The sequence below is a fragment of the Cryobacterium sp. SO1 genome, from assembly GCF_004210215.2.
GTDB lineage: Bacteria > Actinomycetota > Actinomycetes > Actinomycetales > Microbacteriaceae > Cryobacterium.
Genome location: NZ_CP067394.1, coordinates 839,492 through 864,864, shown reverse-complemented (window position 1 = coordinate 864,864; position 25,373 = coordinate 839,492). Strand labels below are relative to the sequence as shown.

General features: G+C 66.9%; 26 protein-coding genes. 6 read left to right on the top strand and 20 right to left on the bottom strand.

The window, feature by feature from the left end:
* Positions 1 to 3: 3 nt before the first annotated feature.
* Positions 4 to 1,431: a gamma-aminobutyraldehyde dehydrogenase gene (locus BJQ95_RS04060; protein ID WP_130177880.1), complete on the bottom strand. Its 1,428-nt coding sequence runs from the start codon at positions 1,429 to 1,431 to the stop codon at positions 4 to 6.
* A 122-nt stretch (positions 1,432 to 1,553) separates the two neighbouring features.
* Between BJQ95_RS04060 and BJQ95_RS04055 the strand changes: the two genes are divergently transcribed.
* Positions 1,554 to 2,036, top strand: coding sequence for an Lrp/AsnC family transcriptional regulator (locus BJQ95_RS04055; protein WP_130177879.1), 483 nt, complete (start codon positions 1,554 to 1,556; stop codon positions 2,034 to 2,036).
* 11 nt (positions 2,037 to 2,047) lie between these two features.
* On the top strand, positions 2,048 to 3,475 hold the full coding sequence (locus tag BJQ95_RS04050) for an aspartate aminotransferase family protein (RefSeq protein ID WP_165384937.1): 1,428 nt from the start codon (positions 2,048 to 2,050) through the stop codon (positions 3,473 to 3,475).
* Between the two features lie 51 nt (positions 3,476 to 3,526).
* On the opposite strand, the gene BJQ95_RS04045 is transcribed toward BJQ95_RS04050, so the two are convergent.
* Positions 3,527 to 4,762, bottom strand: a complete 1,236-nt coding sequence (locus BJQ95_RS04045) for a DUF4192 domain-containing protein (RefSeq protein WP_130177877.1) — start codon at positions 4,760 to 4,762, stop codon at positions 3,527 to 3,529.
* 128 nt (positions 4,763 to 4,890) lie between these two features.
* On the opposite strand from BJQ95_RS04045, the gene BJQ95_RS04040 reads away from it, so the two are divergent.
* Positions 4,891 to 5,535, top strand: coding sequence for an acetate uptake transporter (locus BJQ95_RS04040; protein ID WP_205750124.1), 645 nt, complete (start codon positions 4,891 to 4,893; stop codon positions 5,533 to 5,535).
* Positions 5,536 to 5,610: 75 nt separating this feature from the next.
* Here the strand turns inward: BJQ95_RS04040 and BJQ95_RS04035 are convergent, their stop codons facing one another.
* The 3 genes from BJQ95_RS04035 to BJQ95_RS04025 are packed head-to-tail and all read right to left on the bottom strand — an operon-like array spanning position 5,611 to position 10,261.
* A complete protein-coding gene (locus BJQ95_RS04035) occupies positions 5,611 to 7,569 on the bottom strand; it encodes an ABC transporter ATP-binding protein (protein ID WP_130177876.1) in 1,959 nt (652 codons plus the stop codon).
* Positions 7,566 to 9,299: an ABC transporter ATP-binding protein gene (locus tag BJQ95_RS04030; RefSeq protein ID WP_130177875.1), complete on the bottom strand. Its 1,734-nt coding sequence runs from the start codon at positions 9,297 to 9,299 to the stop codon at positions 7,566 to 7,568. The genes BJQ95_RS04035 and BJQ95_RS04030 overlap by 4 nt, the downstream gene beginning before the upstream one ends.
* The gene (locus BJQ95_RS04025; protein ID WP_130177874.1) at positions 9,299 to 10,261 is read right to left on the bottom strand and encodes an aldo/keto reductase; all 963 of its coding nucleotides are present in this window, start codon (positions 10,259 to 10,261) and stop codon (positions 9,299 to 9,301) included. Before BJQ95_RS04025 ends, BJQ95_RS04030 begins: the two co-directional genes overlap by 1 nt.
* A gap of 133 nt (positions 10,262 to 10,394) precedes the next feature.
* Between BJQ95_RS04025 and BJQ95_RS04020 the strand changes: the two genes are divergently transcribed.
* Positions 10,395 to 10,919 (top strand): methylated-DNA--[protein]-cysteine S-methyltransferase, encoded by a 525-nt coding sequence (locus BJQ95_RS04020; protein WP_130177873.1) that lies wholly within the window; start codon positions 10,395 to 10,397, stop codon positions 10,917 to 10,919.
* Positions 10,916 to 11,515: a DNA-3-methyladenine glycosylase I gene (locus tag BJQ95_RS04015; RefSeq protein ID WP_130177872.1), complete on the top strand. Its 600-nt coding sequence runs from the start codon at positions 10,916 to 10,918 to the stop codon at positions 11,513 to 11,515. Before BJQ95_RS04020 ends, BJQ95_RS04015 begins: the two co-directional genes overlap by 4 nt.
* Here BJQ95_RS04015 and BJQ95_RS04010 read toward each other — a convergent pair.
* The 15 genes from BJQ95_RS04010 to prmC all read right to left on the bottom strand — a co-directional run bounded on the left by BJQ95_RS04010 (position 11,482) and on the right by prmC (position 24,281).
* A complete protein-coding gene (locus BJQ95_RS04010; protein WP_240694759.1) occupies positions 11,482 to 12,450 on the bottom strand; it encodes a malate dehydrogenase in 969 nt (322 codons plus the stop codon). The two genes, BJQ95_RS04015 and BJQ95_RS04010, sit on opposite strands and share 34 nt — an antisense overlap.
* Before the next feature lie 72 nt (positions 12,451 to 12,522).
* On the bottom strand, positions 12,523 to 13,227 hold the full coding sequence (locus tag BJQ95_RS04005) for a YaaA family protein (RefSeq protein WP_370688367.1): 705 nt from the start codon (positions 13,225 to 13,227) through the stop codon (positions 12,523 to 12,525).
* Positions 13,228 to 13,301: 74 nt separating this feature from the next.
* A complete protein-coding gene (locus BJQ95_RS04000) occupies positions 13,302 to 13,568 on the bottom strand; it encodes a F0F1 ATP synthase subunit epsilon (protein ID WP_103431195.1) in 267 nt (88 codons plus the stop codon).
* 2 nt (positions 13,569 to 13,570) lie between these two features.
* Positions 13,571 to 15,034, bottom strand: a complete 1,464-nt coding sequence (gene atpD / locus BJQ95_RS03995) for a F0F1 ATP synthase subunit beta (protein ID WP_130177869.1) — start codon at positions 15,032 to 15,034, stop codon at positions 13,571 to 13,573.
* Positions 15,035 to 15,052: 18 nt separating this feature from the next.
* Positions 15,053 to 15,952 carry a F0F1 ATP synthase subunit gamma gene (locus tag BJQ95_RS03990; protein ID WP_130177868.1) on the bottom strand — a complete coding sequence of 300 codons (900 nt, stop codon included), beginning with the start codon at positions 15,950 to 15,952 and terminating at the stop codon, positions 15,053 to 15,055.
* A 90-nt stretch (positions 15,953 to 16,042) separates the two neighbouring features.
* Positions 16,043 to 17,680, bottom strand: a complete 1,638-nt coding sequence (atpA, locus tag BJQ95_RS03985; protein ID WP_130177884.1) for a F0F1 ATP synthase subunit alpha — start codon at positions 17,678 to 17,680, stop codon at positions 16,043 to 16,045.
* 88 nt (positions 17,681 to 17,768) lie between these two features.
* Positions 17,769 to 18,566 (bottom strand): F0F1 ATP synthase subunit delta, encoded by a 798-nt coding sequence (locus tag BJQ95_RS03980; protein ID WP_130177867.1) that lies wholly within the window; start codon positions 18,564 to 18,566, stop codon positions 17,769 to 17,771.
* 5 nt (positions 18,567 to 18,571) lie between these two features.
* Positions 18,572 to 19,129 carry a F0F1 ATP synthase subunit B gene (locus tag BJQ95_RS03975; RefSeq protein ID WP_130177866.1) on the bottom strand — a complete coding sequence of 186 codons (558 nt, stop codon included), beginning with the start codon at positions 19,127 to 19,129 and terminating at the stop codon, positions 18,572 to 18,574.
* Between the two features lie 11 nt (positions 19,130 to 19,140).
* Positions 19,141 to 19,371, bottom strand: a complete 231-nt coding sequence (gene atpE / locus BJQ95_RS03970) for an ATP synthase F0 subunit C (protein WP_088455448.1) — start codon at positions 19,369 to 19,371, stop codon at positions 19,141 to 19,143.
* Between the two features lie 57 nt (positions 19,372 to 19,428).
* The gene (atpB, locus tag BJQ95_RS03965; protein ID WP_130177865.1) at positions 19,429 to 20,211 is read right to left on the bottom strand and encodes a F0F1 ATP synthase subunit A; all 783 of its coding nucleotides are present in this window, start codon (positions 20,209 to 20,211) and stop codon (positions 19,429 to 19,431) included.
* A gap of 155 nt (positions 20,212 to 20,366) precedes the next feature.
* Positions 20,367 to 20,879 carry a hypothetical protein gene (locus tag BJQ95_RS03960; RefSeq protein ID WP_130177864.1) on the bottom strand — a complete coding sequence of 171 codons (513 nt, stop codon included), beginning with the start codon at positions 20,877 to 20,879 and terminating at the stop codon, positions 20,367 to 20,369.
* The gene (locus tag BJQ95_RS03955) at positions 20,876 to 22,102 is read right to left on the bottom strand and encodes an MraY family glycosyltransferase (RefSeq protein WP_130177863.1); all 1,227 of its coding nucleotides are present in this window, start codon (positions 22,100 to 22,102) and stop codon (positions 20,876 to 20,878) included. Before BJQ95_RS03955 ends, BJQ95_RS03960 begins: the two co-directional genes overlap by 4 nt.
* Positions 22,102 to 22,800 carry an L-threonylcarbamoyladenylate synthase gene (locus tag BJQ95_RS03950; RefSeq protein WP_130177862.1) on the bottom strand — a complete coding sequence of 233 codons (699 nt, stop codon included), beginning with the start codon at positions 22,798 to 22,800 and terminating at the stop codon, positions 22,102 to 22,104. The genes BJQ95_RS03955 and BJQ95_RS03950 overlap by 1 nt, the downstream gene beginning before the upstream one ends.
* Positions 22,801 to 22,902: 102 nt before the next feature.
* Positions 22,903 to 23,382, bottom strand: coding sequence for an N-acetyltransferase (locus BJQ95_RS03945; protein ID WP_165384936.1), 480 nt, complete (start codon positions 23,380 to 23,382; stop codon positions 22,903 to 22,905).
* On the bottom strand, positions 23,379 to 24,281 hold the full coding sequence (gene prmC, locus BJQ95_RS03940) for a peptide chain release factor N(5)-glutamine methyltransferase (protein WP_130177860.1): 903 nt from the start codon (positions 24,279 to 24,281) through the stop codon (positions 23,379 to 23,381). Before prmC ends, BJQ95_RS03945 begins: the two co-directional genes overlap by 4 nt.
* A 152-nt stretch (positions 24,282 to 24,433) precedes the next feature.
* On the opposite strand from prmC, the gene cysK reads away from it, so the two are divergent.
* A complete protein-coding gene (gene cysK / locus BJQ95_RS03935; RefSeq protein ID WP_130177859.1) occupies positions 24,434 to 25,369 on the top strand; it encodes a cysteine synthase A in 936 nt (311 codons plus the stop codon).
* Positions 25,370 to 25,373: the final 4 nt, after the last annotated feature.

Sequence of the window (25,373 nt, the reverse complement as noted above, 5' to 3'; positions counted from 1 at the left end):
GGTTCAGCCGATGTAGCTCATCACGTGCTTGATCCGGGTGTAATCCTCGAACCCGTACATCGACAGGTCTTTGCCGTAACCGGAGTGCTTGAACCCGCCGTGCGGCATCTCGGCGACGATCGGGATGTGGGTGTTGATCCACACGCAGCCGAAATCGAGCCGTTTGGCCATTCGCATGGCCCGCCCGTGGTTCGTGGTCCACACCGATGAAGCCAGCCCGTACTGCACGTCGTTGGCCCAGGTCAGGGCCTGGGCCTCGTCGGCGAAGCGCTGAACGGTGATGACCGGGCCGAAGATCTCCCGCTGCACGGCCTCGTCGGCCTGCCGCAGGCCGCTGACCACGGTGGCCTCGTGGAAGTAGCCGGTGCTGCCCTGCCGGTGTCCGCCGAGCTCGAGTACGGCGTGGTCGGGCAGTCGGTCGATGAAACCGGTCACCTGGGCCAGCTGGTTCTGGTTGTTCACCGGGCCGAACAGGATGCCTTCCTCGTTCGGCGGGCCGGTTCGAGCGTTCCGGGCCGCGTATGCGGCGAGCGCCGCCACGAACTCATCGTGGATGCCCTCCTGAACGAGAACCCGGGTGGCGGCGGTGCAGTCCTGGCCGGCGTTGAAGAAGCCCGCCGCGCTGATGCCCGCGACGGCCTGCTCGATGTCGGCGTCGTCGAAGACGATCACCGGCGCCTTGCCGCCAAGCTCGAGGTGCACCCGCTTGAGGTCGGTCGCTGCGGCCTTGGCCACCTCCATGCCCGCGCGCACCGAACCCGTGATCGAGACCAGCTGCGGGGTGGCGTGGGCGATCATCGCGGCCCCGGTGCTGCGGTCCCCCATCACCACGTTGAGCACCCCGGGCGGCAGGAACTCCGCGGCCACCTCCGCCAGCAGCAGGGTCGCGCTCGGGGTAGTGTCGGAGGGCTTGAGCACAGTGGTGTTGCCGGCCGCGAGCGCCGGTGCGAACTTCCAGACGGCCATGTTCAAGGGATAGTTCCACGGGGTCACCTGACCGACGACGCCGATGGGTTCGCGACGGATGAAGGAGGTATGGTCCTTCAGGTACTCGCCACCGCTCCTGCCCTCGAGCACCCTGGCGGCACCGGCGAAGAAACGGATCTGATCGACCGACATCAGGATCTCGTCGTCGACGAGCGTGCTGCGCGGCTTGCCGGTGTCGCGGGACTCCGCGTCGGCGAACTCCTCGGCGCGTGCCTCGACGGCGTCGGCGATGCGGAACAGGGCCAGCTGGCGTTCGGCCGGGGTGGATTCGCCCCAGCCCTCGAACGCGGCCGCGGCGGCTCGATAGGCGGAATCGACATCGGCCGCGGTCGACACCGGGCTGGTGCCGTAACTCTGCTCCGTGGCCGGGTCGATGAGGTCGATGGTGGTCGCTGAGGTGGACTCGACGTGGTCGCCGTTGATGAAGTTGCATAGCGCGCTCATGCGCGTCAGCCTAGCCGCCCGGCATCTGTCAAACCACCGTCAAGCCATGGGATCCGTTGTGAAACTCCTGTTTCACGACTGATTCGCTTGCCGCATGGCATTCTGGCTGTCACAATCGGGTGATGAGTAGCAATGGACGCGGTAACGCGGGCCGACCCGCCCAACTGGATGATGTGTCCAAGAAGATCATCGAGCAGCTGCAGGTCGACGGTCGACGGTCCTACGCCGAGATCGGCAAAGCCGTCGGCTTGAGCGAAGCCGCGGTGCGCCAACGGGTGCAGAAGCTCACCGAGGCCGGGGTCATGCAGGTGGTCGCGGTGACCGACCCGATGCAGCTGGGCTTCTACCGGCAGGCCATGATCGGCATCCGCGCCACCGGCGACACCCGTATTCTGGCCGACCAGCTCGCCCAGATCCCGGCCGTCGACTATGTCGTACTCACCGCGGGTTCCTTCGACATCCTGGCCGAAGTCGTCTGCGAGGACGACGACGAACTGATCGCACTGCTCAATTCACAGATCCGCGCGCTTGAGGGGGTCGCCTCAACCGAGACGTTCGTCTACCTCAAGCTTCACAAACAGTTGTACAACTGGGGAACACGGTAACCGAGATGACCATGACAGAGCCCACAACGTCCACCACCGGCCCGCGCGTCTACAGCGACGCCGAGAACGCCGACCTGCAGCAGAAGGCCAAGGACCACCTCTGGATGCACTTCGCCCGTCAGTCCGTGCTGGAATCCGGTGCCGGCGTGCCGGTGATCACCAAGGGACTCGGCCACCACATCTGGGACTCCACCGGCAAGAAGTATATCGACGGCCTGAGCGGGCTGTTCGTGGTGAACGCCGGGCACGGCCGCAAGAGACTCGCCCAGGCCGCCGCGAAGCAGGCGGAGGAGCTCGCGTTCTTCCCGCTCTGGTCGTACGCGCACCCGAGCGCCATCGAGCTCGCCGACCGTTTGGCCGAGCACGCGCCGGGCGACTTGAACCGGGTGTTCTTCTCCACCGGCGGAGGCGAGGCCGTCGAGACGGCGTTCAAGCTTGCCAAGTACTACTGGAAGCTGCAGGGCCGCCCCACCAAGCACAAGGTGATCTCCCGCTCCGTCGCCTATCACGGCACCACCCAGGGCGCCCTGGCGATCACGGGCATCCCCGCGCTCAAGGAAATGTTCGAGCCGGTCACCCCTGGCGGCTTCAGGGTGCCCAACACCAATTTTTACCGGGCCGACGAGATGGGCTCAGGGCACGGCGACGATGTCGAGGCGTTCGGCCTGTGGGCGGCGAACCGCATCGAGGAGATGATCCAGTTCGAGGGACCGGAGACCGTGGCCGCGGTGTTCCTGGAGCCCGTGCAGAACTCCGGGGGCTGCTTCCCTCCGCCGCCCGGCTACTTCAGCCGGGTGCGCGAGATCTGCGACACGTACGACGTGCTGTTGGTGGCCGACGAGGTGATCACAGCGTTCGGCCGGATCGGCAACATGTTCGCGTCGACCACCTTCGGCATCGAGCCCGACATGATCACCTGCGCCAAGGGCATGACCAGCGGCTACTCGCCGATCGGCGCGACCATCATCAGCGACCGCATCTATGAGCCGTTCAAACACGGCGACACGGCGTTCTATCACGGCTACACCTTCGGCGGCCATCCTGTGTCCGCGGCGGTGGCGCTGGCCAACCTCGACATCTTCGACGAGGAGAAGCTCAACGAGAACGTGCGGCAGAACTCGCCGGTTTTCAGGGCCGAGCTGGAGAAGCTGCTCGCGCTGCCGATCGTGGGTGACGTGCGCGGCGACGGCTACTTCTTCGGCATCGAGCTGGTCAAGGACAAGAACACCAAGGAGACCTTCAACCACGACGAGTCCGAGCGGTTGCTGCGCGGCTACCTGTCCGGTGCGCTTTTCGACGCCGGGCTGTACTGCCGGGCGGATGACCGGGGCGACCCTGTCGTGCAGCTCGCGCCGCCGCTGACCATCGGCCCGGCGGAGATCCGGGAGATCGGCGACATCCTGTACGGCGTGCTGTCGGAGGCCCCGAAGCATCTGTAGCCGGTCGGCGGCACCGTGCGCGGCGCACGGGCCCCGGCCTGCCCAACCGCGTCACGGCACGATGGTTGCGTCGTCGGGCACCGCGAACGCCCACTCGGGCAGGTGCCCGCTGCCGATCATCTGCAGCAACAGCAGCGCCATCGGGTAGCCGGCGTCGATGTCGACGGCCGTGTCGAGGTAGATACCGGCGACCGACCCCTGGCCGAGCGCCCAGCTCAGCCAGGCCAGCATGCACAGCGGTGCCGGCCTGGCCGTGCGGGGTGCCATCGCCACGAGCAGTTTGAGCAGCCGGATGCCCCGCTCGATCCGCTCCGGGTCCGGCCGGTCCAGGCTCATGCCGAGCATCAGATCACCGGTGGTCGGTGAGGTCTCCTGCAGGGCCAGGCCGGCGGCCATGTCGGCTTCGACGACCTCGTCCATACTGAGACCGGTCTCGCGCTGCCGCTGCGCATAGTGCCGGTTCAGGGCCAGGCTGCGACGGCCCTCCGCCTCACCGAAGGCGAACTGCAACATCATCTGGTCCCGGGTGGCTGGGCCCTGCATCAGGAACAGCAGCGCAGCGGCCTCGTCGATGGTGAGCTCGGCGGGGTTCACGCCGAGCGCGGTCTCGGCGGTGCCCACCGGGTCGAGCATGTCGCCGACCATTTCGATGAGCTCGGGGATCGGCCCCATGTCGGGGCCGAGCCTCTGGTAACGGGCCAGCCGCCTGGCGAAGCGTTCCCGGGTGCCCAGGTCCACCCTGGGCAGCTCTGCGCCGGTATGCAGCCGGCCGAGTTCCCGGCGGGCATCGCGGGGAATGCCCTCGTTCACGGTGGAATCCGCGATCTCGCTGAGCGGATGCTTGAGCCGCGCGGAACGGGGCCTGCCCGTGGCGGGCGCGGCGGCCAGGTACGACACCCAGCCGTCAGCGGCCACACAGAGCGCGTCCCGCACGAGAAAGCCGGACTGGCCGGCCCGGGTGAGGATCGCCCGCAGGAAAGCGCCCTGGGGCAGGTCGGCGATGTCATCGGTAGGGTCGTCGCCGATCGACTCGTCGGTGTAGGCCACCGGCACGAGGGCGTCGACGCCGGGGATCTTGCACAGGGTGCCGAGCAGGGCTCCGGCGATGCGCCGCAGTTCCTGCGGGCCGGCGCCGGGCTCGGGCAGGTTGAACCGGAGGGCGCCGCAGGTGCGGTTGCCGCGGAAGGCGACGAGCACCACACTCTGGGCGGGAAGGAAGCCCACGAGCTGGGGCACGAGGGCGAGGAAATCCTGGGGAGTCGGGGTCTTCACGATTGTCTTTTCCATGCGCCGACTGTGCGCCTCAACCGGCCCGAACGACCGGGCGCCGACCGAACTGTGCAGAACTCGGCGGGCCGGCCGCCTGTGCACAACGCGCCAGGACGCGCTCGGCCGGGCTGATAATCTCAGAACAAATGAATCAAATCAATACGACTAATCCGGAGGTCTCCGTGGCCGCCGTGACAGCACCCCCCGCACCCGCTTCTGCAGCCCCCGCTGCCGCGTCCCACAAGGCTCTCGCCGATCCAGGCGCCCTGGGCCTGGGCGCTTTCGCGCTCACCACCTTCGTGCTCAGCATGTCCAACACCGGCATCGTGCCCTCCAGTGTCGCCGTGCTCGGCCTCGCCCTGTTCTACGGCGGAAGCGCCCAGGTCATCGCCGGCATCTGGGAGCTGCGCAACGGCAACACCTTCGGTGCAACGGCGTTCACCTCGTTCGGCGCGTTCTGGCTGGCCTTCTGGTACTTGGAGAGCACCGGCGGCAACGTGGCGGCCGGTGCCGCCGGCATGGGCACGTTCTTGCTCGCCTGGACGATCTTCACGGTGTACATGACCGTCGCCGCCAAGAACACCAACGGGTCGATCTTCATCGTCTTCGTCGCGCTGTCGATCACCTTCGCCCTGCTCGCGATCGGCGCGTACACCGGCATCACCGCGATCCACCAGCTCGGCGGCTGGTTCGGCATCCTCACCGCGCTGCTGGCCTGGTACGGCTCCTTCGCCGTGGTCTACAACTCCACCGCCGGCCGCGCCGTCCTCCCGGTCTGGCCCGCCAAATAACTCGCGAACTGTGAGAAAAGCCCCACAAACGTGACGTTTGTGGGGCTTTTCTCACAGTTCGCGAGAGGAGGGGGGTTACTCGATCGCGGCGGCGAATTGGGAGTCGTAGAGGGCTCGGTAGGCGCCGTCGGACAGGAGCAGCTCGGTGTGGCTGCCCTGCTCGACGATCTTGCCGGCCTCCATCACCAGGATCAGGTCGGCATCCCGGATCGTCGACAGGCGGTGCGCGATGACGAAGCTGGTGCGGTCGGCGCGAAGCGCCTTCATGGCGTGCTGCACGAGCACCTCGGTGCGGGTGTCGACGGAGCTGGTGGCCTCGTCGAGGATCAGCACGCTCGGCCGGGCCAGGAACGCCCGAGCGATGGTCAGCAGCTGCTTCTCGCCCGCGCTGACGTTGCCGCCCTCGTCGTCGAGCACCGTGTCGTAGCCGTCCGGCAACGAGTGCACGAACCGGTCCACATAGGTGGCCTGCGCGGCCTCCAGGATCTGCTCCTCGGTGGCGTCCGGCCGGCCGTAGGCGATGTTGTCGCGGATGCTGCCGCCGAAGAGCCAGGTGTCCTGCAGCACCATGCCCATCCGGCCGCGCAGGTCGTTTCGGGTCATCGTCGAGATGTCGACGCCGTCCAGGGTGATCCGGCCCCGGTCGAGCTCGTAGAAGCGCATCATCAGATTCACCAAGGTGGTCTTGCCGGCCCCGGTCGGTCCGACGATCGCCACGGTCTGGCCGGGTTCGGCCACCAGGTTCAGCCCCTCGATCAGCGGCTTGTCCGGGCTGTAGCCGAACGACACGTCCTCGAACACCAGCCGGCCGTGGGTCTCGGCGGGCGTGTCGGCCGGGTCCGCGTCCGGGCTCTGCTCGTCGGCATCCAGCAGCTCGAAGACCCGCTCGGCGCTGGCGACGCCGGACTGCAACAGGTTGGCCATCGAGCCCAGCTGCGCCAGCGGCTGGGTGAACTGCCTGGAGTACTGGATGAACGCCTGCACGTCACCGAGCTGCATGGCCCCTGAGGCCACCTGCAACCCGCCGACGACGGCGATGGCCACGTAGACGAGGTTGCCGATGAACGTCATCGCGGGCATGATCATGCCGCTCACGAACTGGGCGCCGAAGCTCGCCTCGTAGAGTTCGTCGTTCTTGGCCGCGAAGCGCTGCTCCACTTCCTTCTGCCGGCCGAAGACCTTCACCAGGGCGTGCCCGGAGAAGGTCTCCTCGATCTGGCCGTTGAGCTCCCCGGTGTGCGCCCACTGCGCCACGAAGAGCTTCTGCGACCGCTTGGCGATCATGACCGTGGTCACCAGGGTCAGCGGCACGGTGACCAGCGCGATCACGGCGAGCAACGGCGAGAGCAACAGCATCATCACGATGACGCCGATGACGGTGAGCAGGGACGTGACCACCTGGCTGAGCGACTGCTGCAGGCTCTGCGAGATGTTGTCGACGTCGTTGGTCACCCGGCTGAGCAGTTCGCCGCGCTTGACGGTGTCGAAGTAGCCCAGCGGCAGCCGGTTGATCTTCGCCTCGATCTCCTCACGCAGCCGGTAAACGGTGCGCTGCACGACGGCGTTGAGCACCAGGGCCTGCAGCCAGCTGAACACCGAGGCCAGGATGTACAGCGCCAGCACCCAGAACAGCACGGCAGACAGCGCCGCGAAGTCGATGCCGAGGCCCGGGGTGAGGGTCATCGCACTGAGCATGTCGGCCTGCGCGGTATTGCCGGATGCCTTGAGGCCCGCGATCACCTCGGCCTGGGTGGCCCCGGCCGGCAGGGTTTTCGACACGACGCCGGAGAAGATCAGGTTGGTGCCCTCGCCGAGCAGCCGCGGGCCGATCACCGAGAACGTCACGCTGATCACCGCGAGCACCAGCACAAGGGCCAGCCACACCCGCTCGGGGCGCAGCGTGCCGATCAGACGTTTGGCGCTCGGACCGAAGTTCATGGCCTTCTCGGCCGGCATGTTCATGCCGCCGAACGGACCGCCGCCGCGCGGGGGCCTGGCGGGAACCTTCACGTCGTCGTCGGTGCGCTCGCTCATGAGGTGGCCTCCGCTGCCAGCTGGGATGCCGCAATCTCCTGATACGTGGTCGAGGATTCCAGAAGCTCCTCGTGTGTTCCGCTGGCCACGATCCGGCCGTCTTCGACGACGAGGATCTGGTCGGCGTCGATGATCGTGGACACCCGCTGGGCCACGATAATCATGGTCGCCTCGGAGACGTCGGCGGCGAGGGCCGCCCGCAACCGGGCATCCGTGGCGAGGTCGAGGGCCGAGAACGAGTCGTCGAAGATGTACAGCTCGGGCCGTTTCACCAGCGCCCTGGCGATCGCGAGGCGTTGCCGCTGCCCGCCGGAGACGTTGGTGCCACCCTGGGAGATGGGCGCGTCGAGGCCGCCGTCGAGCCGCTCGACGAAGTCGCGGGCCTGGGCGGTCTCCAGCGCCTGCCAGATCTCCGGCTCGGTGGCATCCGGCTTGCCGTAGAGCAGATTGCTGCGCACGGTGCCGGAGAACAGGTACGGCTTCTGCGGCACCAGGCCGATGTGGCCCCAGAGCAGGTCGGGGTTCAGTTCGCGCACATCGACGCCGCCGAAGAGCACGGTGCCGCTGGTGGCGTCGAACAGTCTCGGCATCAGATTGACCAGGGTGGTCTTGCCCGACCCGGTGCTGCCGATGATGGCGGTGGTGAAGCCGGGCCTGGCCACGAAGCTGATCTCGCTGAGCACGGGCTGTTCGGCACCGGGGTAGGCGAAGCTCACACCCCGAAGCTCCAACTCGCCTTGGCCGTGTGTCGCGTTCACCGGGTTCACCGGCGGGCGCACGCTGGACGCGGTGTCGAGCACCTCACCGATCCGGTCGGCCGAGACCGTGGCTCGCGGGATCATCACGGCCATGAAGGTGGCCATCATCACGGCCATCAGGATCTGCATCAGGTAGCTGAGGAAGGCGATCAGGGTGCCCACCTGCATCGAGCCGTCCTCGATGCGGAACGCGCCGAACCAGATCACGGCAACGCTGGAGACGTTGAGCACCAGCATCACCACCGGGAACATCAGCGCCATCAGCCGGCCGGCCTGCAGGGCCGTCTGGGTGACGTCGGTATTGGCCTGGCCGAAGCGGCGGGTCTCCACGTCTTCGCGCACGAAGGCGCGAATCACGCGGATGCCGGTGAGCTGCTCGCGCAGCACCCGGTTGACGGTGTCGATACGCACCTGCATCACCCGGAACAGCGGCACCATGCGCACGATGATCAGCCCGACGGCCACGAGGAGCACGGGCACGCTCACGGCGATCAGCCAGGACAGTTCGAGGTCCTGTCGCATGGCCATGATGATGCCGCCGATGCACAGGATCGGCGCGGAGACCAGCAGGGTGCAGGTGGTCAGCACCAGCATCTGCACCTGTTGCACATCGTTGGTGGACCGGGTGATCAGCGACGGGGCCCCGAACCGGCTGACCTCCTGTTCGGAGAACTCCCCCACCCGGGTGAAGACCGCTCCGCGCAGGTCACGGCCGAGGGCCATGGCCGCCTTGGCGCCGAAGTAGACGGCGATGATGGCGCAGACGATCTGGCCGAGGGTGATCAGCAGCATCAGGCCGCCGACGCGGAGGATGTAGCCGGTGTCGCCGGTGGCCACGCCCTCGTCGATGATGTCGGCATTCAGCGACGGCAGGTACAGGGACGCGACCGACTGCGCCAGCTGGAAGACGACGACGGCCACGAGCAGCCGCCAGTGCGGCCGGAGGTAGCGTACAAGCAGTGTCCAGAGCATCAGGCGAACAGGGCCGAGATGTAGGCGACGTCGTCGGCGGTGGGCTGCCAGGTGGTGGCGGCCTGGGCGTTCTGCACGATCTGTTCCGGTTTGGTGGCGCCGGCGATGACGCTGGTGAGCCCGGGCTGAGCCAGGAGCCAGGCGAGTGTGGCAGCGAGCATGCTCACACCGCGGTCGTCGCAGAACTGCTGGTAGCGCTCGATGGTGTCCCAGGGGGCGTCGTCGAGCAAGTGCCGGCGGATCGTCATGATGCGGCTGTCGGCCGGGCCGCCGTCGCGGCTGAACTTGCCGGTGAACAGGCCGTTGTAAAGCGGGAAGAACGGCAGGAAGCCCAGTCCGTAGGCGTTCACGGCCGGCAGCACCTCTTCCTCGGCCTCGCGCACGAGCAGGCTGTACTCGTTCTGCGCCGAGATGAACGCCGGATGGTGGCCGATCCTGGCCGTGAATTCGGCCTCCGCGATCTGCCAGCCGGCCAGGTTCGAGTGGCCGATATAGCGGATCTTGCCCTCCCGGATGAGGTCGTCCAGGGTGTCCAGGGTTTCCTCGATGGGCGTGTTGGCGTCCGGCCGGTGCAGCTGGTACAGGTCGATCCAGTCGGTCTGCAGCCGGGTGAGCGACGCTTCGACGGCCAGGCGGATGTATCGGCGGGAGCCGCGGGCGTCCCAATCGGGGCCGTTCGCGCCGGCCATGTCCATGCCGAATTTGGTGGCGAGCACGATCTGGTCGCGCTTGCCGCGCAGGGCGTGGCCCATCAGGGTCTCGCTGAGTCCCCGCTCGGCGCCGTAGATGTCGGCGGTGTCGAAGAGGGTGACGCCGGTGTCGATGGCCGCATCGATCACCAGGGACGTGCCGGCCTGGGATTCGGTGCTGGTGCCGTTCCGGCCGAAGTTGTTGCAGCCCAGCCCGATCGTCGAAACGACGAGCCCGGAGTTGCCAAGAGTGCGATAGTCGATCTGAGCCATTGTTACAGACTATTCCTGTGCGGCCTTGGTTTGACCATGTTCGGGCCCCTCCTCCACAGGCCGCGATCCGGCCGCAGATTCCTGTGTCCGATTCCCGCCGGAGCCCGGACTCACCGCCGACTACAGTCACACTATGAACAGCCACAGTCTGAACAACCCAGCCCTCACTCCCCCGAACCTGGTTCGCGTGCCGAGCCCGCTCGGCGACCTCGAACTCACCGGCGACGACGATGAGGTCTGGTCACTGGCCATCATCCGCGGCGGCCACCTGCCGCTGGAGGGCCTGGTCGAGGCTCCCAACGCCGTGCTCGAGCGTGCGGCCACCCAGCTCAGCGAGTACTTCGCCGGCATCCGAGTGACCTTCGACGTTCCCGTGCGGCTGAACCGCGGCACAGAGTTCCAGCGAAGCGTCTGGCGGGGCCTGGCTGCGATCCCCTTCGGCGATCACCTCTCCTACGGCGAGCTGGGTCGTTCCATCGGCAAGAGCGGCGCGGGCCGCGCCATCGGCGGCGCTGTGGGCGCGAACCCGGCGCCGATCCTGGTGGGCTGCCACCGGGTGCTCGCCTCCAACGGCCGCATCACCGGGTTCAGCGCCGGTGAGGGCATCCCCACCAAGCAGTGGCTGCTGCGGCACGAGGGCATCGAGTACGTCGGATGAGCGCAGAAACGGCCCCGGCGACCAGGGCCTCGGTCATCCTCGGCGACGACGGTGTGGCGCGATGCGGCTGGGCCGCTCACGACGCGGAGTACCGGCGGTACCACGACGAGGAGTGGGGCCGGCCGTTGCACGACGAGCAGCGACTGTTCGAGAAGCTCTGCCTGGAGGGTTTCCAGGCCGGACTGTCCTGGATCACGATCCTGCGGCGCCGGCCGGCGTTCCGTTCTGCATTCGCCGGCTTCGACGTTCACGCCGTGGCCGCGTTCACCGAAGCGGATGTCGAGCGGCTGCTCGGTGACGAGCGCATCATCCGGCACCGGGGCAAGATCACCGCCACCATCGACAACGCCCGCACCACGCTGGCGCTGGGCGAAAGCCTGGCCGAGCTGATCTGGAGCTTCGCGCCGACGCCGCGGCCGGCTCCGCTGCGTGACCTGGCCGAGGTGCCGGCGATCACGCCGGAGTCCGCGGCGCTCAGCAAGGCGCTCCGGGCGCGCGGCTTCAAGTTTGTGGGCCCCACCACGATGTACGCGCTGATGCAGTCCAGCGGCCTCGTGAACGATCACGTGGCCGGGTGCCACCTCGCGCCGGTGTAGGCGGATTCCCGCGGACCGAGCAGCCCCAACTCGCTGACCGCGGCCCGCTCCGCCTCCAGGTCGGCGATGGACACGTCGATGCGGGCACGGGAGAAGGCGTCGATGCTCAGCCCGGGCTCGATCGCCCAGCGGCCGCCGAGGGAACGCACCGGGTAGGAGGACACCAGACCGGCCGGCACCCCGTAGGAGCCGTCTGAGACCACCCCGGCGCTGGTCCAGTCGTCACGGGTGCCGTTCACCCAGTCGTAGACGTGGTCGACGGTGGCGCTGGCGGCCGACCCCATCGACGACGCCCCGCGCACCTTGATGATCTCCGCACCGCGGTTGGCCACCCGCGGAATGAACTCGTTCACCAGCCAGGCCGCGTCGACGAGGTCCCGCACCGGGCGTCCGTCGACGGTGGCGTGCGACACGTCGGGGTATTGCAGGGCGGAGTGGTTGCCCCAGATCGCGACTCCGGTCACCGCGGTGACCGGCACCGCCAGGTGCGCGGCGATTTGGGCGACGGCGCGGTTGTGGTCCAACCGGGTGAGCGCGGTGAACCGGTCGGCGGGAACATCCGGTGCGTGGCTGGCGGCCACCAAGGCGTTCGTGTTGGCCGGGTTGCCCACGACGACCACGCGGATGTCGTCGGCGGCGCCGGCGTTGATCGCGGCGCCCTGCGGGCCGAAGATCCTGGCGTTGCCCTCGAGCAGGTCCGCGCGCTGCTGGCCGGGGCCGCGGGGCCGCGAACCCACCAGGATGGCCACGTTCGCGCCGTCGAAGGCCCGCACCGGGTCATCGGTCACGACCACGTCGCGCAGCAGCGGGAAGGCGCTGTCCTGCAGCTCGAACGCGCTGCCCTCAGCGGCCTGCAGCCCGCTGGGGATCTCCAGCAGGCGAAGCGCGACGGGCACGTCGGGCCCGAGCAGCTGGCCGGAGGCGATGCGGAACATCAGCGCGTAGCCGATATTGCCCCCGGCGCCGGTGACGGTGACGTTTACTCGTTGTCTCTGCACGAGTTCATACTAGAGGTGCCCGTCGACCACGAGCTGGAGTTCCCCGGCGGCGCCGGGACGCAGGGTCAGTCCGGCCGTCGGTGCCCACTCCAGCAGACCGTCCACGGTGTCGAAGTCCTGGCCGTTCTGCAGCAGCGCCCGGGTGAGAACACCCTTGGCTTTCTTGTTGAAGTGGTTGAGGGCTCGGACGTGCCCATCGCTGCTCTCGGTGACCACGCGCAGGAAGAACCGGTCCGGGTGCGCCGCCGCCGGCCCGAGGGACACGTAGCCCTCCGACCGCAGGTCGAGCAGCAGCCCAGGCGACGACTCGAGCGCCAGGGACACGTCAGCTGCCCAGTGCTTCTTGAGCCCCAGCCCGGGCAGCCGGGAGTCGTGCGAGAGCCTGTAGGCGGGCACGAGGTCCAGCCCGCCGACCGGGCCGAGCAGCGCGGAGTGCACCAGCAGATGCCGGCCGGCGAAGGCGCGGGCAGCCGTCGACAGCGTCTGGGCATCCAGGGCGTCGTAGAGCACGCCGGTGTACCGGTCGATGACCGGGGTCGTCGGCGACGACAGCAGCGCGGCGTTGCGGTCGATCTCGGCCAGCTGGGTGCGGCCGAGCTTGAGCGCCCGCACCGTGGCATCCTGGTCGGCGGCCAGCGCCGCGAGGGCGCCGGAGAGCACCCGACGGCGCTCGGTCAGGGCGGGGAAGGCCAGGGAGTCCAGCACCAAGGGCATGAAAACGCCGCCGGAGCGTTTCGTCTCCGACGGCGGTAACAGTACAAACAAGAGTGTCCTAAATGAGGCGGCGCCTACACGAGGGCGGCGCGACGGGCGACGACGGAAATGATGTCGTTGTCCACCGACAGGAACCCGTCGTCAGCCTCGGCGACGACCTTGGTGCCGTCGAGCAGGGTGATGCGCACCTCGCCGCTGGACAGGATGGCCAGCAACGGCTCGTGGCCGACGAGTATACCGATCTCGCCTTCCACCGTGCGCGCGACAACCATGGACGCCTCGCCGGACCAAACCTGCTGGTCCGCCGAGACGAGAGTCACGGTGAGCGAAGCCGAAGCCATGCTTAGCCGTTCTCCTTCTGGATCTGAGCCCACTTCTCTTCGACGTCGCCGATACCACCGACGTTGAAGAAGGCCTGCTCCGACACGTGGTCGAAGTCACCGTTGGCGATGGCCGTGAACGACTCGATGGTGTCCTTGAGCGACACCGTCGAACCCTCGACGCCGGTGAACTTCTTCGCCATGTAGGTGTTCTGCGACAGGAACTGCTGGATGCGCCGGGCGCGGGCCACGGTCACCTTGTCTTCTTCAGAGAGCTCGTCAACACCGAGGATCGCGATGATCTCCTGGAGTTCCTTGTTCTTCTGCAGGATCGCCTTGACACGAACGGCCGTGTTGTAGTGGTCGGCACCCAAGTAGCGGGGGTCGAGGATACGGCTGGACGAGGTCAGCGGGTCGACGGCCGGGTACAGGCCCTTCGACGCGATCTCACGGGAGAGCTCGGTGGTGGCGTCGAGGTGCGCGAAGGTGGTCGCCGGGGCCGGGTCGGTGTAGTCGTCTGCGGGCACGTAGATGGCCTGCAGCGAGGTGATCGAGTGGCCACGGGTCGACGTGATGCGCTCCTGCAGGATGCCCATCTCGTCGGCCAGGTTCGGCTGGTAACCCACGGCGGAGGGCATGCGGCCCAGCAGGGTCGACACCTCCGAACCGGCCTGGGTGAAGCGGAAGATGTTGTCGATGAAGAGCAACACGTCCTGCTTGGCGACGTCACGGAAGTACTCCGCCATGGTCAGCGCGGAGAGCGCGACACGCAGACGCGTTCCCGGCGGCTCGTCCATCTGGCCGAATACGAGGGCGGTCTTGTCGAAGACGCCGGCCTCTTCCATTTCGCCGATGAGGTCGTTGCCCTCACGGGTACGCTCGCCGACTCCGGCGAACACCGACACACCACCGTGGTCCTGCGCGACGCGCTGGATCATCTCCTGGATCAGGACGGTCTTGCCGACACCGGCACCACCGAAGAGGCCGATCTTTCCACCGAGAACATACGGCGTGAGCAGGTCGATGACCTTGATGCCCGTCTCGAACAGCTGGGTCTTGGACTCCAGCTGGTCGAAGGGCGGTGGCTTGCGGTGGATGGGCCAGCGCTCGGTGATCTCGATCTTCTCGCCGGGCTTGGCGTTGAGGACCTCCCCGATGACGTTGAAGACGCGACCCTTGGTGACGTTGCCGACCGGAACCATGATGGGCGAGCCGGTGTCCCGGACCTCCTGACCGCGGACGAGGCCGTCGGTCGGGTTCAGGGCGATGGCGCGCACCAGGTCGTCGCCGAGGTGCAGTGCGACCTCGAGGGTGATCTCGTTCGACTCGTCGCCAATGACGATGGTCGTCTTGAGCGCGTTGTACATGCCAGGGATCGAGTCGTGCGGGAACTCGATGTCCACCACGGGTCCCGTTACGCGGGCGATCCGGCCCACAGCGCCTGCCGTGTCCTCCGCGAGGACTGGCGCGATTGCGGTGTCAGTCATTGCTCTCTCTTCTCTGGGTTAGTTCTTGGCGGATGAGAGCGCGTCGGCTCCACCCACGATCTCGGAAATCTGCTGCGTGATCTCGGTCTGGCGCGCGTTGTTCGACAAGCGCGTGAAGTCCTTGATGAGCTTGTCTGCGTTGTCGCTGGCCGACTTCATGGCCTTCTGACGGCTGGCGTGCTCCGACGCCGCGGACTGCAACATGGCGTTGAAGATGCGGCTTTCGATGTACACGGGCAGCAACGCGTCGAGGACGGTCTCGGGGTCCGGCTCGAATTCGTACAGCGGCAACGTGGAGGGAACGTCGCTGGCTTCACCCTCGACGACCTCCAGCGGCAGCAGGCGAACGACCTGGGGAACCTGGGTGACCATGCTCACGAAACGGTTGTAGACGATGTGGATCTCATCGACGCCACCGTCGTCGGCTCCGCGAAGGAAGGCCGAGAGCAACGCGTCGCCGATTTCCTGGGCGGTGTCGAATTCCGGACGGTCGGTGCCGCCGGTCCAGGACTGTTCGGAAACGCGACGGCGGAAGCTGAAGTACGCCAAAGCCTTCCGTCCGACCAGGTAGTAGACGACGTCCTTGCCCTGGCTGCGCAGCAGCTCGCTGAGCTGCTCAGCCTCCCGCAGCACCTGGGAGCTGAACGCTCCCGCGAGGCCACGGTCGGAGGCGAAGATGACGACCGCGGCACGGTCGATGACCTCGGGCTCGGTGGTCAGCACGTGCTCCACGTTCGAGTAGGTGGCGACCGCCGAGACCGCCTGCGTGATCGCACGCGAATACGGGGTGGAAGCCGCAACCCGCGCCTGCGCCTTCTGGATGCGCGAAGCGGAGATCAGCTCCATGGCCCGAGTGATCTTCTTGGTCGTCTGGGCAGACTTGATCTTCTGCCGGTAGACCCGAAGTTGCGCTCCCATGTGTCTCCTGTGCTTGCTTAGATATTGTGTCGATGAGTGTCAAGAACCTCAGGTTCGCGCTGCCTGGGCGCCGCGAACCTGAGAGCGCGGTCAGCGCTTGTGCTTGACGATCTTTTCCTGGTTGACGTCTTCTTCCTTCGTCGCGACGAACTCTTCGCGACCGACGGAGGCGAGGGGCTTGCCCTCACCGGTCTGGAATTCATGCTTGAAGGTGTCGATCGCGCCGGTCAGCTCGGCGACAGTATCGTCGCTGAGCACGTTGGTCTCCCGCAGCGTGGTGAGGATGCCGGTGGTACGTCCCAGGAAGTCGAGCAGTTCGCGCTCAAAACGCAGGATGTCTTCGAGGGGAACCTCGTCGAGCTTGCCGTTGGTGCCGGCCCAGATCGAGACGACCTGGTCTTCGACCGGGTACGGCGAGTATTGCGGCTGCTTGAGCAGCTCGGTCAGGCGGGCACCACGAGCAAGCTGGCGACGGCTGGCCGGGTCGAGGTCCGACGCGAACATCGAGAATGCCTCGAGCGAGCGGTACTGGGCCAGTTCGAGCTTGAGGGTACCGGAGACCTTCTTGATCGACTTGACCTGGGCGTCACCGCCGACTCGGGAGACCGAGATTCCCACGTCGACCGCTGGGCGCTGGTTGGCGTTGAAGAGGTCGGACTGCAGGAAGATCTGGCCGTCGGTGATCGAGATCACGTTGGTCGGGATATACGCGGCGACGTCGTTGGCCTTGGTTTCGATGATCGGCAGTCCGGTCATCGATCCGGCGCCGAGCTCGTCGGAAAGCTTGGCACAACGCTCGAGCAGACGGGAGTGCAGGTAGAACACGTCGCCGGGGTACGCTTCGCGTCCCGGCGGGCGACGCAGCAAGAGCGACACCGCACGGTAGGCCTCGGCCTGCTTGGACAGGTCGTCGAAGACGATGAGGACGTGCTTGCCGGCGTACATCCAGTGCTGGCCGATGGCCGAGCCGGTGTACGGGGCGAGGTACTTGAAGCCGGCCGGGTCGGAGGCGGGGGCCGCGACGATGGTCGTGTACTCCATCGCTCCTGCGTCCTCGAGGGCACCCTTCACCGAAGCGATGGTGGAGCCCTTCTGGCCGATGGCGACGTAGATGCAGCGGACCTGCTTGTTGGTGTCGCCGGAATCCCAGTTGGCCTTCTGGTTGATGATGGTGTCCACCGCGATGGCGGTCTTGCCGGTCTGGCGGTCACCGATGATCAGCTGGCGCTGGCCACGGCCGATCGGGATCATGGCGTCGATGGCTTTGATGCCGGTCTGCATCGGTTCGTGCACGCTCTTGCGGTGCATGACGCCGGGCGCCTGCAGCTCGAGGGCACGACGACCGTCGGTCGCGATCTCACCAAGACCGTCGATCGGGGCGCCGAGCGGGTCGACGACGCGCCCGAGGTAGCCGTCGCCGACGGGTACGGAGAGGACCTCGCCGGTGCGGTACACCTCCATGCCTTCGACGATGCCGGCGAACTCGCCGAGGACGACAACACCGATCTCATCTTCGTCGAGGTTCAGCGCGAGGCCGAGGGTGCCGTCCGCGAACTTGATGAGCTCGTTGGCCATCACGCCGGGGAGACCCTGCACGTGGGCGATGCCATCGCCCGCGGTGCTGACGTAGCCGACCTCGGTGGTAGCGGCCTTGTTCGGCTCATAGGACTTCACGAAGTCCTGGAGAGCGTTACGGATCTCATCGGGGCTGATCGTTAGTTCTGCCATCATCTTCCCTTTTCTGTACAGCAGTACAGGCTTTGTCTTTTCGACACGTTACCGTCTCGAGGTTTGTGTGTTCTGGGCAACCCGGAGGTTACCCAGCAAGCTGCAGTCTCAGGTCCTTGAGACGGGTGGCGACGCTGCCGTCGATGACGTCGTCGCCGATCTGTACTTTCAGGCCGCCGACGACGGATGCGTCGATGACCTCGTTGAGGGCGACCTTGCGTCCGTAACGGGTCGAGAGCGTCGCCGCGAGGCGGTCCCGCTGCCCCGGCTGCAGCGCTGCCGCCACGGTGACCGTTGCGATGATGCTGTCGGCCTGATCGGCAACGATCGTCGCCGCATCCGTGAGCAGTTCGCCGATGCGGCGGCCGCGAGGCTGCTGTACCAGGTGCCGAACGATGGCGAGGGTCTGGGGCGACACCTTGCCGGACAGGAGCGCCTGGATAAGGCCGACCTTGGCTGAGGACTTACCCAGCTTGCTGGTCAACGCCAATTCGAGTTCGGCGTCCGAGGACACCGCCGCACCGAAGAGGAACAGCTCGGATCGAATCGACACGTCCGGCGCTGCCGAGTCCGCGCTCACGCGCAACGCGAGCTCCTCGATGGCGGCCAGCAGGTCCTGCTGGCTTGACCACCGGCCGGCCGCGACCGACAGCAGCAGCTCGAGAGCGGCGGGCGTGAGCGTGGCACCGAAGATCGCACGAACGAGCGCAACCTTCTGGGACGTTTCCGCGGACGCGTCGCCGAGTGCGGCGAGCAACTGCGAAGAGTCACCGATGACTCGGCCTGCGTCGAACAGGTTCTCACCCGTCGCCAGATCAGCCCAGTCAGCGTGGGCGGCGAGGGCCGCCCGCGACGTGGCCAAGGCTTCTCTGGTGGCGCTTCCCATGTGTCTTAGTTCTTTCCGGCCGAAGGGGCCGTGTTCTCGGTGGCTTCGATGTCTGCGAGGAACCGCTCAACCATGGCGCTTGCACGCGCATCGTCGTTCAGGCTCTCGCCGATGACACCGGAGGCGAGGTCGATGGCCAGGCTGCCCACTTCGCTGCGGAGCGACAGAACGGCGGCCTGACGTTCGGCCTCGATCTGCGCCTTAGCGGCTGCCGTGATGCGGTTGGCCTCAGAAGTGGCCTGTTCCCGCAGCTCGGCGAGGATGCGCTGACCGTCGGCACGTGCCTGCTCGCGGATCTGGCCGGCTTCGACGCGAGCGACAGCCAGCTGGGCGGTGTACTGCTCGAGAGCAGCTTCGGCCTTGCGCTGGGCGTCGTCTGCCTTGGCGATGTTCCCTTCGATGGCCTCCGCACGGTCGTCAAGGATCTGACGGAAACGCGGGATCGCGAAGCGTACAAAGAAGACCATGACAACCAGGAGGACGACAAGCGACCAGGTGATGTCGTAGATTTCCGGAAGGAACGGGTTAGAGTTCCCTTCCGCTGCGAGAACAAGCTCAGGCATTGTGCTAATCCCTAGACGAAGATGAAGAATACGGCAACACCGATGAACGCGAGGAGCTCGGTGAACGCGATGCCGAGGAACATGGTGACCTGGAGACGGCCGGCGAGCTCAGGCTGGCGAGCCATGGCTTCAACGGTCTTTCCGGCGACGATACCGATGCCGATGCCGGGACCGATCGCGGCGAGTCCGTAACCGACTGTCGCAATGTTGCCGGTGATCTCGGCGAGGATGGTGGGTTCCACTAGGTGTTTCCTTTCAATCGAAAAACGACGTCGGTCGACGTAGCCAGTTCAGTTGTGTCAGTGCTCTTCAGCCACGGCTTGTTGCACGTACACGGCGGTCAGGAGGGTGAAGATGTACGCCTGGAGGATGTAGACGGCGAATTCAACGAAGGTGAAGATGAACCCGAACGCGAGTGTGCCCACGCCGAAGAGTCCGGCCCATCCACCGGCGGTGAAGAAGAAGAAGTTCGTGGCGCTGAAGCACAGCACGAGCAAGAGGTGCCCGACCATCATGTTGAGCAGGAGTCGCAGGGCCAGCGAGAGCGGCCGCACGATGAAGATGTTGATGAACTCGATCGGCGCGAGCAGGATGTAGATCGGCCACGGCACACCGGCGGGGAAGAGCGAGTTCTTGAAGAACTTGCCCGGGCCCAGGGCCTTGATGCCCGCGTAGATGAACACGACGTAGGCGACGAGGCCGAGAAGCAGCGGCATCGCGATGATCGATGTTCCCGAGATGTTCATGAACGGCACCACACCGGTGATGTTCATGGCCAGGATGCCGAAGAACAGTCCGGCGAGCAGCGGCAGGTAGCGCCGGCCCATTTCCTTGCCCAGGATCTGGTCGGCGATCTGCACCTGCACGAAACCGAGCGCCAGTTCGGCGATGCTCTGGTTACGGCCGGGAACCCGGGACGGCTTCCGAAGGGCGATCCAGAAGAGGAGCAGCATGAGGCCGATGGCCACCAGGCGCACCAGGATGATGCGGTTGATCTCGAACGGGGTGCCTTCGAAGAACAGCGCGGGGAGCCCAAGGAACTCTCCGATTCCAGGAGCGGTGAACTCGCCGTCGGAAGCCATCGGAATCAGCAAGTTCGCAGCGGTAAGCAACAGCGCTATCTCCTGTTTCTGTGCGGACGCACAAAGGCGACAGTGGGGGAATATCGGTCAGGGGCTCGGGGGCGCACACTGCCACCTGAGAGTGTTTTCACTTTATCAACAATCGTTCGCTGTGACTAATCGAGGTCACCGCGCCGTCTGGGCGTGGTGTCGTCGTTTTCGCTCGGCAGGGCGACATTACTCGCGTAACCCAAACGGGAGCGGAAAACGACGATCACGTCGATCAGCATGGTGCCCACCGCCCCGGCGATCACGGTGAGGAAGAGCACCATCGTCTGAACGAAGGGCGCATCCCGGAGCAGCGCCAGGATCACGATGAAGACCACGATCTTCAGCAGCCAGGCGCCCATCACGATTCCAAAGAACACGGCGATGTCGAAACGCATGGCGCCGATGATGCTGCCCGCCGTGATCGAGGCGAACAGCACGGCCAGGATTGTTCCGATGAGTGCGCTGATGAGGCCGTTCGTGCCGGCTAACAGGTAGCCGAGGCCGCCGCCGATGACGGCGATCCCGATCGCGAGCAGGCCGGTGTACTTGAGAACCTCGGTGAGGATCTTCTTGGCGTCCACGGGGACGATCCGGGGGCCGGCCGTGGGCAGATCGGGGGATACAGGTGCGGGGGTCATACGGGCTCCTTGGCGTCAGACGCCTCGTCGAGGGGATCAAGCCGGGCAATGGTCGGGACGCCGATGGCGCCGGTCGCCGGGGCGAGCTGGCTGGCGGCCTCGATGGCCTTGCGGCGGCTCAGCGGGGCGAGGGTCACCACTGTGCAGATGACCAGGGCGCTCACCAGGAAGACCGTGGCCCACCAGGTGGGCAGTCCGAAGAACACCGGCAGCACGTAATAGAGGAGGCAGCCCACCGAGGCGGCGGCGGTCCAGCCGTAGAAGATCAGCACGGCGTGCAGGTGGGAGTGCCCCATGTCCAGCAGCCGGTGATGCAGATGTTTGCGGTCGGCGCTGAACGGCGATTTTCCGGCTCGCACCCGCCGGAACACCGCCAGGCCGAAGTCGAGCAGCGGGATGATCAGGATCGCCACCGGCAGGATCAACGGGATGAAGGCCGGGAACAGCTGGGACCGGTTGATCGCCGTCGGGTCGACCTGACCGGTGATCGCGATGGCCGACGTGGCCATCAGGAGGCCGACCAGGAGGGCGCCGGCGTCGCCCATGAACATCTTGGCCGGGTGCCAGTTCACCGGAAGGAAGCCCACGCAGGCGCCGACGAGGATCGCGGCGATGAGGGAGGCCAGGTTGAAGTAGTTGGTGGGTGAGGTGTCGCGCACCAACAGGTAGCTGTAGATGAAGAACACACCGTTGGCGATCAGGGCGACCCCGGCCACCAGGCCGTCCAGGCCGTCGATGAAGTTGATCATGTTCATCACGATGACGATGGCCATGACCGTGATCACGATGGACATCCAGGACGATCCCACCGTGAGGCCGCCGATGGGCAGCGAGAAGACCTGCACGCCCTGCCAGGCCACCAGGCCCGCGGCAATGAACTGGCCCAGCAGTTTGGTCATCCAGTCGAGGTCCCAGATGTCGTCGGCCACACCGAGAAGCACGATCAGCAGGGCGGCGCCGAGAATGGCCATGATCTGGTGCGGGTCGGCGAAGATCAACCGCAGGGGTGCGAACTGGGAGGCCACCAGATAGGAGACCCCGAAGGCGACCAGGATGCCGAGGAACATGGCGATACCGCCCAGCCGGGGCGTCGGGCGGGTGTGCACGTCGCGTTCGCGGATCTTGGGGTACAGCCGGTACTTATGGGTCAGCTTGAGCACCACGATCGACATGAGGAAGGTCACGACCGCCGACACGAGCGCCAAGAGGACGAAAAGAGTCATTACTCGGCCACCGGTGCAAGGGCGTCGCCGATGACGGCCTCGATGGCTGCCCGGGAGATCACACCGTTCCGCACGATCACGAGTTTGCCGCCGTTGGTGGCGAACCCGGTCGCATCCACGATTGTGGAGGAGGTGTCGCCGGCGCGGTCGCCGATCGGTTCGTAGTCCAGGCCGGCCACTCCCCCGTCGAGATAGACCGCGACGCTCACGCCGAGCATCTCTTCGGCGCCGATGACGTCGATGGCCGAGGGCTGGCCGCTGGTGTTGGCGCTGGAGACGGCGAGCGGGCCGGTCTCGGCCAGCAGGTCAAGGGCCACCTGGTTGCGGGGCATCCGCAGCGCGACCGTGCCGCGGGTGTCGCCGAGGTCCCAGACCAGGGACGGCTGCGCGATGAGCACCACGGTGAGTCCGCCGGGCCAGAATTCGGCGACCAGGGCGCGCACGGGCTCCGGCACATCCTGGGCGAGCGCGTCGAGGGTGGGGATCCCCGGGATGAGCACGGGAGGCGGCGAGGTGCGGTCGCGGCCCTTGGCATCCAGCAGCCGCTGCACGGCCTCGGCGTTGAACGCGTCCGCGGCCACGCCGTAGACGGTGTCGGTGGGGATGACAACGAGCGCGCCGCGGCCGATCGCCGAGCGTGCCAGTCGCATGCCGGTCGAGCGTTCCTCGTCGACCGAGCAATCATAGATACGTGTCATCGGGCACGATTCTAGTGCAGCCCGCCTGTGAGGCCCCGGCGACCCACGGCACGCGAACTGTGAGCTAAGCCCCTGAAAACGCGCGTTTTCGGTGCTTTTCTCTCAGTTCGCGGAAGGGGCGAGGGTTTTCTCCATCACGATCTTGGTGGGCTCGTAGTCGAGGGATGTATACAGGGCGCGGGCCACGGCGTTGCGGGCGAAGACGTTCAGGGTGAGTTTGGCGGCGCCCAGTCGGGCGGCTTCGGCCTCGGCGAGCAACATCGCCAGGCGGCCGTGACCGCGGCCCCTGAACTGTTCGAACACCACGATGTCGAGGATCCACCAGTTGGTGAGGTCGTCGGCCGGGCCAGCGGAGAGCCAGAGCACACCGACATGCTCGTCGGCGACCCTGATCGAATAGACGCGCTGCCCGGGGGCGGGCCGGCCGTGCGGGAACTCGCGCCGAGTGGCTTCGGCGGCCTTGTTCTCGGCGGCGGCCCGGCTGAGCCCGGCGGCCTCGAGGTCGTCGGTGTAGTCGGCGACGCTGGACACCAGCCACGCGGCGAGTTCGGTCTCTCCGAGCGGGCGGAGTCCGGCGGTCACGGGCGCAGCGCCGTTGTGGTGCGGTCGCGGGTGGTCAGGTCGCGGTGGGTGGCGGTGGCCCGCCAGCCATCGGCGTCCAGCAGCGCGCGGATCTCGGCGCCCTGCAGTTCGCCGTGCTCGATCGCGAGCACTCCCCCGGCACGCAGCAGGCGGAGGCCCGTCTGTGAGACCAGGCGAACCACGTCGAGGCCGTCCGGTCCGCCGTACAGGGCGTGGGCGGGGTCGAACAGGCGCACTTCCGGGTCGCGCGGGATGGCGGCGGCCGGGATGTAGGGCGGGTTCGAGACCACCACGGCCACCGTGCCGTCGAGTTCGGGGAAGGCGTCGGCCAGGTCGGCGAACACCAGGGTGGCGTTCTCGGCGCCAACCTCGGCGAAGTTGCGGCTGGTCCAGGGGAAGGCGTCCGGGGAGTTCTCGCAGGCGAACACCCTGGCGTGCGGCACCTCGGTGGCCAGGGCCAGGGCGATGGCGCCGCTGCCGGTGCCGAGGTCCACGCCGACGGGTTCGGGCTCGGCCATCGAGCGCAGGGCGTCGATGGCGATCTGGGCGACGCCTTCGGTCTCAGGGCGCGGCACGAAGACGCCGGGGCCGACGTTCAGCTCCAGGGACCGGAACGGCGCCCGGCCGGTGATGTGCTGCAGGGGTTCACGCTTGGCGCGGCGTTCGACGAGGGTGGCGATGGCGGCCGCGTCGGTCTCGGTCAGTGGGGTGCCCAGGATCGCGGCGGCCTGCACCTGGCCCCGGCTCTGACGGAGGATGTGCCCGATCAGGAGGTCGGCATCCACCTCGGCGTCGTCGATGCCGGCCCGGCCAAGGGTGGCGGCCGCGTGGGCGCGAGCCCGGTCGACTGTGGTCGGGGTTGGAGAAGGCGGAGCTGGGTTGTTGCTGGGAGCTGTCACAAAGTGAAATCTTACGCACCTCCCTGAGCATCGTCGGGGCTCTAGGCTGAACAAGGCCAGCTGTCGAGCACCCCGTTACGGCGTCACCCACCCCGGCGGCTCCTCCGCAGAAACACAAAGCTCCCTGGTGAGCCCTCAGGAAAGGTCTACCGATGTCCGCACGGATCTACTCAGACATTACCGAAACCGTCGGCGGTACCCCGATGGTGAGACTGAACCGGCTGCCCGGCACCTCCACCGCGACGGTGCTCGCCAAGCTCGAGTTCTACAACCCGTCCAGCAGCGTCAAGGACCGCATCGGCATCGCCATCGTGGATGCCGCCGAGGCGTCGGGCGAGCTCAAGCCCGGCGGCACCATCGTTGAAGGCACCAGCGGCAACACCGGCATCGCCCTGGCCATGGTCGGCGCCGCCCGCGGCTACAAGGTGATCCTGGCGATGCCGGAGACCATGAGCAAGGAGCGCAAGATCCTGCTGCGCGCGTACGGCGCGGAGCTCGTGCTGACGCCGGGTGCCGCCGGCATGCGCGGCGCGGTCGAAACGGCTCAGGAAATCGTCGCGGCCACGCCGGGCGCGATCTGGGCCCGCCAGTTCGACAACCCGGCCAACCCCGCCATCCACAAGGCCACCACGGGAGTGGAGATCTGGGACGACACCGACGGCGCAGTTGACCTGCTCGTGGCCGGTATCGGCACCGGCGGTACCCTCACCGGCACCGGCCAGTTGCTCAAGGAGCGGAAGCCGTCCGTGCGCGTCATCGGCGTCGAGCCCAAGGACTCCCCCATCCTCAACGGCGGTGCGCCAGGCCCGCACAAGATCCAGGGCATCGGCGCCAACTTCGTGCCGAGCGTGCTGGACACCCACGTCTACGACGAGGTCACCGATGTGACCCTCGCCGACTCGGTCGCCACCGCCCGCGCACTCGCCACCGACGAGGGCATCCTCGCCGGAATCTCCGGCGGCGCCGCGGTCTGGGCTGCCCTGGAGCAGGCCAAGCTGCCCGAGAACGCCGGCAAGACCATCGTCGTGATCGTGCCCGGCTTCGGCGAACGGTACATCAGCACTGTGCTTTACGAAGATCTCGTCTAGGGTG

Bases quoted from the DNA above. Each gene is read 5' to 3' on its own strand.
- BJQ95_RS04060 (WP_130177880.1), bottom strand. From the start codon at position 1,431: ATGAGCGCGCTATGCAACTTCATCAACGGCGACCACGTCGAGTCCACC.
- BJQ95_RS04055 (WP_130177879.1), top strand. From the start codon at position 1,554: ATGAGTAGCAATGGACGCGGTAACGCGGGCCGACCCGCCCAACTGGAT.
- BJQ95_RS04050 (WP_165384937.1), top strand. From the start codon at position 2,048: ATGACAGAGCCCACAACGTCCACCACCGGCCCGCGCGTCTACAGCGAC.
- BJQ95_RS04045 (WP_130177877.1), bottom strand. From the start codon at position 4,762: ATGGAAAAGACAATCGTGAAGACCCCGACTCCCCAGGATTTCCTCGCC.
- BJQ95_RS04040 (WP_205750124.1), top strand. From the start codon at position 4,891: ATGAATCAAATCAATACGACTAATCCGGAGGTCTCCGTGGCCGCCGTG.
- BJQ95_RS04035 (WP_130177876.1), bottom strand. From the start codon at position 7,569: ATGAGCGAGCGCACCGACGACGACGTGAAGGTTCCCGCCAGGCCCCCG.
- BJQ95_RS04030 (WP_130177875.1), bottom strand. From the start codon at position 9,299: ATGCTCTGGACACTGCTTGTACGCTACCTCCGGCCGCACTGGCGGCTG.
- BJQ95_RS04025 (WP_130177874.1), bottom strand. From the start codon at position 10,261: ATGGCTCAGATCGACTATCGCACTCTTGGCAACTCCGGGCTCGTCGTT.
- BJQ95_RS04020 (WP_130177873.1), top strand. From the start codon at position 10,395: ATGAACAGCCACAGTCTGAACAACCCAGCCCTCACTCCCCCGAACCTG.
- BJQ95_RS04015 (WP_130177872.1), top strand. From the start codon at position 10,916: ATGAGCGCAGAAACGGCCCCGGCGACCAGGGCCTCGGTCATCCTCGGC.
- BJQ95_RS04010 (WP_240694759.1), bottom strand. From the start codon at position 12,450: ATGTTCCGCATCGCCTCCGGCCAGCTGCTCGGGCCCGACGTGCCCGTC.
- BJQ95_RS04005 (WP_370688367.1), bottom strand. From the start codon at position 13,227: ATGCCCTTGGTGCTGGACTCCCTGGCCTTCCCCGCCCTGACCGAGCGC.
- BJQ95_RS04000 (WP_103431195.1), bottom strand. From the start codon at position 13,568: ATGGCTTCGGCTTCGCTCACCGTGACTCTCGTCTCGGCGGACCAGCAG.
- atpD (WP_130177869.1), bottom strand. From the start codon at position 15,034: ATGACTGACACCGCAATCGCGCCAGTCCTCGCGGAGGACACGGCAGGC.
- BJQ95_RS03990 (WP_130177868.1), bottom strand. From the start codon at position 15,952: ATGGGAGCGCAACTTCGGGTCTACCGGCAGAAGATCAAGTCTGCCCAG.
- atpA (WP_130177884.1), bottom strand. From the start codon at position 17,680: ATGGCAGAACTAACGATCAGCCCCGATGAGATCCGTAACGCTCTCCAG.
- BJQ95_RS03980 (WP_130177867.1), bottom strand. From the start codon at position 18,566: ATGGGAAGCGCCACCAGAGAAGCCTTGGCCACGTCGCGGGCGGCCCTC.
- BJQ95_RS03975 (WP_130177866.1), bottom strand. From the start codon at position 19,129: ATGCCTGAGCTTGTTCTCGCAGCGGAAGGGAACTCTAACCCGTTCCTT.
- atpB (WP_130177865.1), bottom strand. From the start codon at position 20,211: ATGGCTTCCGACGGCGAGTTCACCGCTCCTGGAATCGGAGAGTTCCTT.
- BJQ95_RS03960 (WP_130177864.1), bottom strand. From the start codon at position 20,879: ATGACCCCCGCACCTGTATCCCCCGATCTGCCCACGGCCGGCCCCCGG.
- BJQ95_RS03955 (WP_130177863.1), bottom strand. From the start codon at position 22,102: ATGACTCTTTTCGTCCTCTTGGCGCTCGTGTCGGCGGTCGTGACCTTC.
- BJQ95_RS03950 (WP_130177862.1), bottom strand. From the start codon at position 22,800: ATGACACGTATCTATGATTGCTCGGTCGACGAGGAACGCTCGACCGGC.
- cysK (WP_130177859.1), top strand. From the start codon at position 24,434: ATGTCCGCACGGATCTACTCAGACATTACCGAAACCGTCGGCGGTACC.